The sequence below is a fragment of the Streptomyces sp. Tu 2975 genome (assembly GCF_009832925.1).
Lineage (GTDB): Bacteria > Actinomycetota > Actinomycetes > Streptomycetales > Streptomycetaceae > Streptomyces.
In genome coordinates this window covers 3,469,597-3,482,616 of record NZ_CP047140.1, presented here as the reverse complement: position 1 = coordinate 3,482,616, position 13,020 = coordinate 3,469,597, and the positions used below count along the sequence as shown (strand labels likewise).

7 protein-coding genes are annotated in these 13,020 nt (G+C 65.8%); all 7 read left to right on the top strand.

Features of this window, described 5'->3' with window-relative positions:
- Positions 1-228 precede the first annotated feature (228 nt).
- The gene (gene rplJ / locus GLX30_RS15225) at positions 229-759 is read left to right on the top strand and encodes a 50S ribosomal protein L10 (protein WP_005313626.1); all 531 of its coding nucleotides are present in this window, start codon (positions 229-231) and stop codon (positions 757-759) included.
- A 109-nt stretch (positions 760-868) separates the two neighbouring features.
- Entirely contained in the window at positions 869-1,252 is a 384-nt protein-coding gene (rplL, locus tag GLX30_RS15220; RefSeq protein WP_005313624.1) for a 50S ribosomal protein L7/L12, read from the top strand.
- A gap of 551 nt (positions 1,253-1,803) precedes the next feature.
- Positions 1,804-5,289 (top strand): DNA-directed RNA polymerase subunit beta, encoded by a 3,486-nt coding sequence (gene rpoB / locus GLX30_RS15215; protein WP_037773997.1) that lies wholly within the window; start codon positions 1,804-1,806, stop codon positions 5,287-5,289.
- Between the two features lie 97 nt (positions 5,290-5,386).
- Entirely contained in the window at positions 5,387-9,286 is a 3,900-nt protein-coding gene (locus GLX30_RS15210; protein ID WP_159688591.1) for a DNA-directed RNA polymerase subunit beta', read from the top strand.
- Positions 9,287-9,859: 573 nt separating this feature from the next.
- Complete coding sequence (gene rpsL / locus GLX30_RS15205) at positions 9,860-10,231, top strand: 30S ribosomal protein S12 (RefSeq protein ID WP_003948652.1); 372 nt, start codon at positions 9,860-9,862, stop codon at positions 10,229-10,231.
- 2 nt (positions 10,232-10,233) lie between these two features.
- Positions 10,234-10,704 (top strand): 30S ribosomal protein S7, encoded by a 471-nt coding sequence (rpsG, locus tag GLX30_RS15200; RefSeq protein WP_100108597.1) that lies wholly within the window; start codon positions 10,234-10,236, stop codon positions 10,702-10,704.
- A 38-nt stretch (positions 10,705-10,742) separates the two neighbouring features.
- Positions 10,743-12,869 (top strand): elongation factor G, encoded by a 2,127-nt coding sequence (gene fusA, locus GLX30_RS15195; protein ID WP_159688588.1) that lies wholly within the window; start codon positions 10,743-10,745, stop codon positions 12,867-12,869.
- Positions 12,870-13,020: the final 151 nt, after the last annotated feature.

The following is a 13,020-nucleotide window of genomic DNA, read 5'->3' as shown; positions in this document are numbered from 1 at the left end:
GCGTACTCTTCCGAAGAAGCCAAAGACCGCTGGTCGTTGCCGTGCTCTCTTTCCGAGGGTCCGGTGGCCGAAGGATCCGCTCAGTAGCGGACGTCCTGCGCAGGTGACTGTGGAAAGTTCCCGGAAGCAATTCCGGTCGAGCTCAGCCCCGTGCGCCTGCGCCGGGGCGTTTCGTTTTGTTCGGCCCCTTCTGAGCGGTCCTCATCACCCGGAAGGAGGCCGACGCTCATGGCAAGGCCCGACAAGGCTGCCGCGGTGGCCGAGCTGACGGAGTCGTTCCGCAGCTCGAACGCCGCCGTGCTGACCGAGTACCGGGGTCTCACCGTGGCTCAGCTCAAGGAGCTGCGCCGTTCGCTCGGTGAGAACGCCCAGTACGCCGTGGTGAAGAACACGCTGACCAAGATCGCGGCCAACGAGGCCGGGATCAACTCGCTCGACGACCACTTCACTGGTCCGACGGCGGTTGCCTTCATCACCGGTGACCCGGTGGAGTCGGCGAAGGGTCTTCGTGACTTCGCCAAGGACAACCCGAACCTGATCATCAAGGGCGGTGTCCTTGATGGCAAGGCGCTGTCCGCCGATGAGATCAAGAAGCTTGCGGACCTCGAGTCCCGCGAGGTTCTGCTCGCCAAGCTGGCGGGTGCCATGAAGGGCAAGCAGTCCCAGGCTGCCGCGCTCTTCCAGGCGCTTCCCTCGAAGTTCGTCCGCACCGCGGAGGCGCTTCGTGCCAAGAAGGCCGAGCAGGGCGGTGCCGAGTAACTCGGCTCGCGCATTGACCGCCGCCTGAGGCGACGGTCACAGCGGGCCGAACGTACGCCCGCCTCACATGTACACACGGCACCTGCCGAATGAGTGGAAGGACGCCATCATGGCGAAGCTGTCCCAGGACGACCTGCTTGCGCAGTTCGAGGAGATGACCCTCATCGAGCTCTCCGAGTTCGTGAAGGCCTTCGAGGAGAAGTTCGACGTCACCGCCGCTGCCCCGGTCGCCGTTGCCGCCGGTGGCGCTGCTGCCGCCCCGGCCGAGGCCGAGGCCGAGCAGGACGAGTTCGACGTCATCCTCACCGGCGCCGGTGAGAAGAAGATCCAGGTCATCAAGGTCGTGCGTGAGCTGACCTCCCTGGGTCTGAAGGAGGCCAAGGACCTCGTCGACGGCACCCCGAAGCCCGTCCTCGAGAAGGTCGCCAAGGACGCCGCGGAGAAGGCTGCCGAGTCCCTCAAGGCTGCCGGCGCCTCCGTCGAGGTCAAGTGACCTCGCGAGTCTTCTGACTCCCGCGCTGTAACGCGCACACACTGAAGGGCGATCACCCAAGCGGGTGGTCGCCCTTCGGCGTTCCGGCCGGGGGTGCCTTGTTCTTCTGCCTCCTGGGAGTATGGTGATCTTCGCCGTGCGCCCCTCACGGCGGCCGATGAGGTCCCGGAGCAGCAGCTCAGGGACAGGGGCCTTGACGAACCGCACGCAGCGCGCAATTCTCAGGACGCGTCGTCACAACGATCCACGTTCCGAGGCATGGATCGACGACCGAACGGGCAGTATCGATGTGCGCCTCACGGCGCATGGGTTCGCGGAGATGAGAAAAACGAGGGTCTCGAGGGTCTCGAAAACCCGCACTGGACATCAGTGTGCCAAGTGGCTACACTGACCCTTTGCGCTGCCTGTTAGCTGCCCTCTGCCCGTCACCAGGGGCATGCCCGTGTCTGAGCTTCGGATGAAGAACAGCCCCTAGCTGGGGTTTCTCCCTCCGTTCACAGCATGGGACCGGTACGCGCGTAGTGAGTCCGAGCCCTCGGAAGGACCCCCTCTTGGCCGCCTCGCGCAACGCCTCGACCGCGAATACGAACAACGGCGCCAGCACTGCCCCGCTGCGCATCTCCTTTGCAAAGATCAAGGAGCCCCTCGAGGTTCCGAACCTCCTCGCGCTGCAGACCGAGAGCTTTGACTGGCTGCTCGGCAATGCCGCATGGAAGGCTCGTGTCGAGGCGGCTCTCGAAAGCGGACAGGACGTCCCCACCAAGTCCGGTCTGGAAGAGATCTTCGAGGAGATCTCGCCGATCGAGGACTTCTCCGGGTCGATGTCGCTGACCTTCCGCGACCACCGTTTCGAGCCCCCGAAGAACTCGATCGACGAGTGCAAGGAGCGCGACTTCACGTACGCGGCCCCGCTCTTCGTCACGGCCGAGTTCACCAACAACGAGACCGGCGAGATCAAGTCCCAGACGGTCTTCATGGGCGACTTCCCGCTCATGACCAACAAGGGCACCTTCGTCATCAACGGCACCGAGCGTGTCGTTGTGTCGCAGCTGGTCCGCTCGCCGGGTGTCTACTTCGACTCCAACATCGACAAGACGTCCGACAAGGACATCTTCACGGCCAAGATCATCCCGTCCCGGGGTGCCTGGCTGGAGATGGAGATCGACAAGCGCGACATGGTCGGTGTCCGTATCGACCGCAAGCGCAAGCAGTCCGTGACCGTCCTGCTCAAGGCGCTCGGCTGGACCACCGAGCAGATCCTCGAGGAGTTCGGCGAGTACGAGTCCATGCGCGCCACCCTGGAGAAGGACCACACCCAGGGCCAGGACGACGCGCTGCTCGACATCTACCGCAAGCTGCGTCCGGGCGAGCCCCCGACGCGCGAGGCGGCCCAGACGCTGCTCGAGAACCTCTACTTCAACCCGAAGCGCTACGACCTCGCCAAGGTCGGCCGCTACAAGGTGAACAAGAAGCTCGGCGCGGACGAGCCGCTGGACGCCGGCGTTCTCACCACCGACGACGTCATCGCCACCATCAAGTACCTGGTCAAGCTGCACGCCGGCGAGACCGAGACGGTCGGCGAGTCGGGCACCCAGATCGTCGTCGAGACCGACGACATCGACCACTTCGGCAACCGCCGTCTGCGCAACGTCGGCGAGCTCATCCAGAACCAGGTCCGTACGGGTCTGGCTCGTATGGAGCGCGTCGTGCGTGAGCGCATGACGACCCAGGACGTCGAGGCGATCACGCCGCAGACGCTGATCAACATCCGGCCGGTCGTCGCCTCCATCAAGGAGTTCTTCGGCACCAGCCAGCTGTCGCAGTTCATGGACCAGAACAACCCGCTGTCGGGTCTCACCCACAAGCGCCGTCTGTCGGCTCTTGGCCCGGGTGGTCTCTCCCGTGAGCGGGCCGGCTTCGAGGTCCGTGACGTGCACCCGTCGCACTACGGCCGCATGTGCCCGATCGAGACCCCCGAAGGCCCGAACATCGGTCTGATCGGCTCGCTCGCGTCCTACGGCCGGGTCAACGCGTTCGGCTTCGTCGAGACCCCGTACCGCAAGGTCACCGACGGCCAGGTCACCGACGAGGTCGACTACCTGACCGCCGACGAGGAGGACCGCTTCGTCATCGCCCAGGCGAACGCGACCCTGAGCGACGAACTGCGCTTCACCGAGGCGCGCGTGCTGGTCCGCCGTCGTGGCGGCGAGGTCGACTACGTCCCGCCGACCGAGGTCGACTACATGGACGTCTCGCCGCGCCAGATGGTGTCGGTGGCGACCGCCATGATCCCGTTCCTCGAGCACGACGACGCCAACCGTGCCCTCATGGGCGCGAACATGATGCGCCAGGCCGTTCCGCTCATCAAGGCGGAGGCCCCGCTCGTCGGCACCGGGATGGAGTACCGCTGTGCCACCGACGCCGGCGACGTCATCAAGGCGGAGAAGGACGGTGTCATCCAGGAGGTCTCGGCCGACTACGTCACCGTCGCGAACGACGACGGTACGTACACCACGTACCGCATCGCGAAGTTCTCCCGCTCCAACCAGGGCACCTCGGTGAACCAGAAGGTCATCGTCTCCGAGGGCGACCGTGTCATCGAGGGCCAGGTCCTCGCCGACGGCCCCGCCACCGAGAACGGTGAGATGGCGCTCGGCAAGAACCTGCTCGTGGCGTTCATGCCGTGGGAGGGTCACAACTACGAGGACGCGATCATCCTGTCGCAGCGCCTCGTCCAGGACGACGTCCTCTCCTCGATCCACATCGAGGAGCACGAGGTCGACGCCCGTGACACCAAGCTCGGCCCCGAGGAGATCACCCGGGACATCCCGAACGTCTCCGAGGAGGTCCTCGCGGACCTCGACGAGCGCGGCATCATCCGTATCGGTGCCGAGGTCGTCGCCGGCGACATCCTGGTCGGCAAGGTCACGCCCAAGGGTGAGACCGAGCTGACCCCGGAGGAGCGTCTGCTCCGCGCGATCTTCGGTGAGAAGGCGCGTGAGGTCCGGGACACCTCGCTGAAGGTGCCGCACGGCGAGACCGGCAAGGTCATCGGTGTGCGCGTCTTCGACCGCGAGGAGGGCGACGAGCTTCCCCCGGGCGTCAACCAGCTGGTCCGCGTCTACGTGGCCCAGAAGCGCAAGATCACCGACGGTGACAAGCTCGCCGGCCGTCACGGCAACAAGGGCGTCATCTCGAAGATCCTGCCGATCGAGGACATGCCGTTCCTCGAGGACGGCACCCCGGTCGACATCATCCTCAACCCGCTGGGTGTCCCGTCCCGAATGAACCCGGGACAGGTCCTGGAGATCCACCTCGGCTGGCTCGCCAGCCGCGGCTGGGACGTTTCCGGGCTGGCGGACGACTGGGCGCAGCGCCTGCAGGCCATCGGCGCCGACCAGGTCGCTCCCGGCACCAACGTCGCGACCCCGGTCTTCGACGGTGCGCGTGAGGACGAGATCGCCGGTCTCTTCGACGCCACGATCCCCAACCGCGACGGCGACCGCCTGGTCCAGTCGTCCGGCAAGGCCAACCTGTTCGACGGCCGCTCCGGCGAGCCGTTCCCGGACCCGATCTCGATCGGGTACATGTACATCCTCAAGCTCCACCACCTGGTCGACGACAAGCTGCACGCCCGTTCGACCGGTCCGTACTCGATGATCACCCAGCAGCCGCTGGGTGGTAAGGCCCAGTTCGGTGGCCAGCGGTTCGGAGAGATGGAGGTGTGGGCACTCGAGGCTTATGGAGCGGCCTACGCCCTCCAGGAGTTGCTGACCATCAAGTCCGACGACGTGACCGGCCGCGTGAAGGTCTACGAGGCCATCGTCAAGGGCGAGAACATCCCCGAGCCCGGCATTCCCGAGTCCTTCAAGGTGCTCATCAAGGAAATGCAGTCGCTCTGCCTCAACGTGGAGGTGCTCTCCTCGGACGGTATGTCCATCGAGATGCGCGACACGGACGAGGACGTCTTCCGCGCCGCGGAGGAGCTCGGTATCGACCTGTCCCGGCGTGAGCCGAGCAGCGTCGAAGAGGTCTGACGGGCCTGGCGGGGGCTCCCACGAAGGAGCCCCCGCCATCCCCGGGACCGTTCAGACCATGATTGAGACACGACCCCGAAAGAGGGATTGACGCACAGTGCTCGACGTCAACTTCTTCGACGAGCTGCGGATCGGCCTTGCCACCGCGGACGACATCAGGACCTGGTCCCACGGCGAGGTCAAGAAGCCCGAGACCATCAACTACCGCACGCTCAAGCCCGAGAAGGACGGACTCTTCTGCGAGAAGATCTTCGGTCCGACCCGGGACTGGGAGTGCTACTGCGGCAAGTACAAGCGTGTCCGCTTCAAGGGCATCATCTGTGAGCGGTGTGGCGTCGAGGTCACCCGCGCCAAGGTGCGGCGTGAGCGGATGGGCCACATCGAGCTCGCCGCTCCCGTGACCCACATCTGGTACTTCAAGGGCGTCCCGTCGCGTCTGGGTTACCTGCTGGACCTGGCGCCGAAGGACCTCGAGAAGGTCATCTACTTCGCCGCGTACATGATCACGTTCGTGGACGAGGAGCGCCGCACGCGTGACCTGCCGTCGCTGGAGGCCCACGTCTCCGTCGAGCGCCAGCAGGTCGAGAACCGCCGCGACGCCGACCTCGAGGCCCGTGCCAAGAAGCTCGAGACCGACCTGGCCGAGCTCGAGGCCGAGGGCGCCAAGGCCGACGTGCGCCGCAAGGTGCGCGAGGGTGCCGAGCGCGAGATGAAGCAGCTGCGTGACCGCGCCCAGCGCGAGATCGACCGTCTCGACGAGGTGTGGAACCGCTTCAAGAACCTCAAGGTCCAGGACCTCGAGGGCGACGAGCTGCTCTACCGCGAGCTGCGTGACCGCTTCGGCACGTACTTCGACGGCTCGATGGGTGCCGCGGCGCTGCAGAAGCGCCTGGAGTCCTTCGACCTGGACGAGGAGGCCGAGCGTCTCCGCGAGATCATCCGCACCGGCAAGGGCCAGAAGAAGACCCGTGCGCTCAAGCGCCTCAAGGTCGTCTCCGCGTTCCTGCAGACGTCCAACAGCCCCAAGGGCATGGTGCTCGACTGCGTGCCGGTCATCCCGCCCGACCTTCGTCCGATGGTGCAGCTGGACGGTGGCCGCTTCGCGACCTCCGACCTGAACGACCTGTACCGCCGTGTGATCAACCGCAACAACCGTCTGAAGCGTCTGCTCGATCTCGGTGCCCCCGAGATCATCGTGAACAACGAGAAGCGGATGCTCCAGGAGGCGGTCGACGCCCTCTTCGACAACGGCCGTCGTGGTCGCCCGGTCACGGGCCCCGGCAACCGTCCGCTGAAGTCCCTCAGCGACATGCTGAAGGGTAAGCAGGGTCGTTTCCGTCAGAACCTGCTCGGTAAGCGTGTCGACTACTCGGCGCGTTCCGTCATCGTCGTCGGCCCGCAGCTGAAGCTGCACCAGTGCGGTCTGCCCAAGGCCATGGCGCTGGAGCTCTTCAAGCCGTTCGTGATGAAGCGCCTGGTCGACCTGAACCACGCGCAGAACATCAAGTCGGCCAAGCGCATGGTCGAGCGTGGCCGCACCGTGGTGTACGACGTCCTCGAAGAGGTCATCGCCGAGCACCCGGTGCTGCTGAACCGTGCGCCCACGCTGCACCGCCTCGGCATCCAGGCCTTCGAGCCGCAGCTGGTCGAGGGCAAGGCCATCCAGATCCACCCGCTCGTCTGCACCGCGTTCAACGCGGACTTCGACGGTGACCAGATGGCCGTGCACCTGCCGCTCTCCGCGGAGGCGCAGGCCGAGGCCCGCATCCTGATGCTGTCCTCGAACAACATCCTCAAGCCGGCCGACGGCCGTCCCGTCACCATGCCGACCCAGGACATGGTGCTGGGCCTCTTCTTCCTGACCACGGACGAGGAGGAGCGCAAGGTCATCGGCGAGGGCCGTTCCTTCGGTTCCACCGCCGAGGCGATCATGGCGTTCGACGCCCGGGAGCTCTCGCTCCAGGCGAAGATCGACATCCGCTTCCCGGTCGGCACCATCCCGCCGCGCGGCTGGACCCCGCCGGCGCAGGAGGAGGGTGAGCCGGAGTGGCAGCAGGGTGACTCGTTCCGTCTGCGGACGACCCTGGGCCGCGCGCTCTTCAACGAGCTGCTGCCCGAGGACTACCCGTTCGTCGACTACACGGTCGGCAAGAAGCAGCTCTCCGAGATCGTCAACGACCTCGCGGAGCGCTACCCCAAGGTCATCGTGGCGGCGACGCTCGACAACCTGAAGGCGGCCGGCTTCTACTGGGCGACCCGTTCCGGCGTCACCGTGGCCATCTCCGACATCGTGGTCCCCGACGCCAAGAAGGCGATCGTCAAGGGCTACGAGGACCTGGACGAGAAGGTCCAGAAGCAGTACGAGCGTGGTCTGATCACCAAGGAAGAGCGCACCCAGGAGCTCATCGCGATCTGGACCAAGGCGACCAACGAGGTTGCCGAGGCCATGAACGCGAACTTCCCGAAGACCAACCCGGTCTCCATGATGGTCAACTCGGGCGCTCGCGGAAACATGATGCAGATGCGTCAGATCGCCGGTATGCGTGGTCTGGTGTCCAACGCCAAGAACGAGACCATCCCGCGTCCGATCAAGGCGTCCTTCCGCGAGGGTCTGTCCGTGCTGGAGTACTTCATCTCCACGCACGGTGCCCGTAAGGGTCTGGCGGACACCGCCCTGCGTACCGCCGACTCGGGTTACCTGACCCGTCGTCTGGTGGACGTCTCGCAGGACGTCATCATCCGCGAGGAGGACTGCGGCACCGACCGTGGCCTCAAGCTCAAGATCGCGGAGCGAGGCGCCGACGGCACCCTGCGCAAGACCGAGGACGTCGAGACCTCCGTCTACGCCCGGATGCTCGCCGAGGACGTCGTCGTCGACGGCAAGGTCATCGCGCCTGCCAACGTCGACCTCGGTGACGTGCTCATCGACGCGCTCGTCGCGGCCGGTGTGGAGGAGGTCAAGACCCGCTCGGTCCTGACCTGTGAGTCCGCGGTCGGCACCTGTGCGTACTGCTACGGCCGTTCGCTCGCGACCGGCAAGCTGGTCGACATCGGTGAGGCGGTCGGCATCATCGCCGCCCAGTCCATCGGTGAGCCCGGCACGCAGCTGACGATGCGTACCTTCCACACCGGTGGTGTGGCCGGTGACGACATCACCCAGGGTCTGCCCCGTGTCGTCGAGCTCTTCGAGGCTCGTACGCCCAAGGGTGTCGCCCCGATCTCGGAGGCGGCCGGCCGCGTCCGTATCGAGGAGACCGAGAAGACCAAGAAGCTCGTCGTCACTCCGGACGACGGCAGCGACGAGACGGCGTTCCCGATCTCGAAGCGTGCCCGTCTGCTGGTCGGCGAGGGCGATCACGTCGAGGTGGGCCAGAAGCTCACCGTGGGTGCCACCAACCCGCACGACGTGCTCCGCATCCTCGGCCAGCGCGCGGTCCAGGTCCACCTGGTCGGCGAGGTCCAGAAGGTCTACAACTCGCAGGGTGTGTCGATCCACGACAAGCACATCGAGATCATCATCCGGCAGATGCTGCGCCGTGTGACGATCATCGAGTCCGGCGACGCGGAGCTGCTGCCGGGCGAGCTGGTCGAGCGTTCGAAGTTCGAGACCGAGAACCGTCGTGTGGTCACCGAGGGCGGTCACCCCGCCTCCGGCCGTCCGCAGCTGATGGGTATCACCAAGGCCTCGCTGGCGACCGAGTCCTGGCTGTCGGCGGCGTCGTTCCAGGAGACGACCAGGGTTCTGACGGACGCGGCGATCAACGCCAAGTCCGACTCCCTGATCGGCCTCAAGGAGAACGTCATCATCGGTAAGCTCATCCCGGCCGGTACGGGTCTGTCCCGCTACCGCAACATCCGGGTCGAGCCGACCGAGGAGGCCAAGGCCGCGATGTACTCGGCCGTCGGCTACGACGACATCGACTACTCGCCGTTCGGCACGGGCTCCGGCCAGGCCGTTCCGCTGGAGGACTACGACTACGGTCCGTACAACCAGTAGCAGGTCGTGACGAAGGGCGGTCACCCCGTGCGGGGTGGCCGCCCTTCGTCGTATTTTCCTGGCGCTTCTTCGTGGGACGGAGTCGGCGCGGGAAACGCGGTCCGCGACAGCTCCAGGCGCGGCTCTCCGGGCCGACGGGACGGTCGGCGTGGAGCGCGGCTCGCGCGGCGGCACGGTGGCCGGAGGGGCTCCGTGGGTGACGTCCGCCTCCGTGCAGGGGGAGCCGTCGCCCGGTGGCCGGCGACGGTACAGGAAGCGGCGGGTCGGGCCGGACACCCCGGCCAAGACGGCCGAAAACCATCGCAAATCGGTCTCGGCCCCGTGGGCGGATCCGGCCCCTGGGCATTTGTTTTGACCGGAGTGGATGCGGTAGGTACGCTCAGACCTTGTGCCTGGGGTGTGCCTGGGCTCGTGTGCGTGTCTTCAACCGCATGGCGAGTCAGATACCGGCCACCGCAATCTGCGCTCTTTCCGCCTGGCGGCGGGGGTCTGCAGCATTCGACACACCCGACCGCGTGGGTCGGCGACGTTCCAGGTTAGCTTCACTGACGGCACACAGAAACCGGAGAAGTAGTGCCTACGATCCAGCAGCTGGTCCGTAAGGGCCGGCAGGACAAGGTCGAGAAGAACAAGACGCCCGCACTCGAGGGTTCCCCTCAGCGCCGCGGCGTCTGCACGCGTGTGTTCACGACCACCCCGAAGAAGCCGAACTCGGCCCTGCGTAAGGTCGCGCGTGTGCGTCTGACCTCCGGCATCGAGGTCACGGCCTACATCCCGGGTGAGGGACACAACCTGCAGGAGCACTCCATCGTGCTCGTGCGTGGTGGCCGTGTGAAGGACCTGCCGGGTGTTCGTTACAAGATCATCCGCGGTTCGCTGGACACCCAGGGTGTCAAGAACCGCAAGCAGGCCCGCAGCCGCTACGGCGCCAAGAAGGAGAAGTAAGAATGCCTCGTAAGGGCCCCGCCCCGAAGCGCCCGGTCATCATCGACCCGGTTTACGGTTCTCCTCTGGTGACCTCGCTCATCAACAAGATTTTGCTCAACGGCAAGCGTTCCACCGCTGAGCGCATCGTCTACGGCGCCATGGAAGGCCTCCGCGAGAAGACCGGCAACGACCCGGTCATCACGCTGAAGCGCGCCCTCGAGAACGTCAAGCCGGCGCTCGAGGTCAAGTCCCGCCGTGTCGGTGGCGCCACCTACCAGGTCCCGGTCGAGGTCAAGCCCGGCCGCGCCTCCACGCTGGCGCTGCGCTGGCTGGTCGGTTACTCCCGCGCCCGTCGCGAGAAGACCATGACCGAGCGCCTCATGAACGAACTGCTCGACGCCTCCAACGGCCTCGGCGCTTCGGTCAAGAAGCGTGAGGACACGCACAAGATGGCCGAGTCCAACAAGGCCTTCGCGCACTACCGCTGGTAGTCGCTACCCACATCGAGACCGAGAGAAGATTGAGCCTTATGGCCACCACTTCGCTTGACCTGGCCAAGGTCCGCAACATTGGGATCATGGCCCACATCGACGCGGGCAAGACGACGACCACCGAGCGCATCCTGTTCTACACCGGTGTGAGCTACAAGATCGGTGAGGTCCACGACGGCGCTGCCACGATGGACTGGATGGAGCAGGAGCAGGAGCGCGGCATCACGATCACGTCCGCCGCGACGACCTGTCACTGGCCGCTCGAGGACGTCGATCACACCATCAACATCATCGACACCCCGGGTCACGTCGACTTCACCGTCGAGGTGGAGCGTTCGCTTCGCGTCCTCGACGGTGCCGTCACGGTGTTCGACGGTGTCGCCGGTGTCGAGCCCCAGTCCGAGACTGTCTGGCGCCAGGCGGACCGCTACGGCGTTCCGCGTATCTGCTTCGTCAACAAGCTCGACCGCACCGGTGCCGAGTTCCACCGCTGTGTCGACATGATCAGCGACCGCCTTGGCGCGACGCCGATCGTCATGCAGCTGCCGATCGGTGCCGAGGCCGACTTCAAGGGCATCGTCGACCTGGTTCGTATGAAGGCCCTCGTGTGGTCCGCAGAGGCCACCAAGGGCGAGATGTACGACGTCGTCGACATCCCGGCCACCCACACCGAGGCTGCCGACGAGTGGCGCGGCAAGCTCCTCGAGACGGTCGCCGAGAACGACGAAGAGATCATGGAGCTGTACCTCGAGGGCCAGGAGCCCTCCGAGGAGCAGCTGTACGCCGCGATCCGTCGTATCACCATCGCGTCCGGCGTCTCCAAGGACACCACGGTCACCCCGGTGTTCTGCGGTACCGCCTTCAAGAACAAGGGCGTTCAGCCCCTGCTCGACGCGGTCGTGCGCTACCTCCCCTCCCCCCTGGACGTCGAGGCCATCGAGGGCCACGACGTGAAGGACCCGGAGACGGTCGTCAAGCGCAAGCCGTCCGACGAGGAGCCGCTGTCGGCCCTCGCGTTCAAGATCGCGAGCGACCCGCACCTCGGCAAGCTCACCTTCGTCCGGATCTACTCCGGTCGCCTGGACTCCGGCACCGCGGTGCTGAACTCCGTCAAGGGCAAGAAGGAGCGCATCGGCAAGATCTACCGCATGCACGCGAACAAGCGTGAGGAGATCGACTCGGTGGGCGCCGGCGACATCGTCGCCGTCATGGGCCTGAAGCAGACCACCACCGGTGAGACGCTGTGCGACGACAAGAACCCGGTGATCCTGGAGTCCATGGACTTCCCGGCGCCGGTCATCCAGGTCGCGATCGAGCCCAAGTCCAAGGGCGACCAGGAGAAGCTGGGTGTCGCCATCCAGCGTCTCGCGGAGGAGGACCCCTCCTTCCAGGTTCACTCGGACGAGGAGACCGGCCAGACCATCATCGGTGGTATGGGCGAGCTGCACCTCGAGGTGCTGGTCGACCGTATGCGCCGTGAGTTCAAGGTCGAGGCGAATGTCGGTAAGCCGCAGGTGGCATACCGTGAGACGATCCGTAAGGGCGTCGAGCGCCACGACTACACGCACAAGAAGCAGACCGGTGGTACCGGTCAGTTCGCCAAGGTGCAGATCGCGATCGAGCCGATCGAGGGCGGCGACGCCTCGTACGAGTTCGTGAACAAGGTCACCGGTGGCCGCATCCCCAAGGAGTACATCCCCTCGGTGGACGCGGGCGCGCAGGAGGCCATGCAGTTCGGCATCCTGGCCGGCTACGAGATGACGGGCGTTCGCGTCATTCTTCTCGACGGTGGCTACCACGAGGTCGACTCCTCCGAGCTCGCGTTCAAGATCGCCGGTTCGCAGGCCTTCAAGGAGGCCGCGCGTAAGGCCAGCCCCGTGCTGCTCGAGCCGATGATGGCCGTAGAGGTCACCACGCCCGAGGACTACATGGGCGAGGTCATCGGTGACATCAACTCCCGCCGTGGTCAGATTCAGGCCATGGAGGAGCGGATGGGCGCCCGGATCGTCAAGGGTCTGGTGCCGCTTTCGGAGATGTTCGGCTACGTCGGAGACCTCCGCAGCAAGACTTCGGGTCGCGCAAGCTACTCGATGCAGTTCGACTCCTACGCCGAGGTTCCCCGGAACGTCGCCGAGGAGATCATCGCGAAGGCCAAGGGCGAGTAACTCTCCCGAGTTCACGCTTTAGGCTTGTCACCGGAGCCTCCAGGGGCATTCCAGTCGCACCACGGCGGGAATGTCCCCGGGCCCCGGCATCCCAGCAAAGATCACCTGGCGCCGATGAGTAAGGCGTACAGAACCACTCCACAGGAGGACC

Coding starts and splice junctions, on each gene's coding strand:
- rplJ (WP_005313626.1), top strand. CDS start 229: ATGGCAAGGCCCGACAAGGCTGCCGCGGTGGCCGAGCTGACGGAGTCG.
- rplL (WP_005313624.1), top strand. CDS start 869: ATGGCGAAGCTGTCCCAGGACGACCTGCTTGCGCAGTTCGAGGAGATG.
- rpsG (WP_100108597.1), top strand. CDS start 10,234: ATGCCTCGTAAGGGCCCCGCCCCGAAGCGCCCGGTCATCATCGACCCG.
- fusA (WP_159688588.1), top strand. CDS start 10,743: ATGGCCACCACTTCGCTTGACCTGGCCAAGGTCCGCAACATTGGGATC.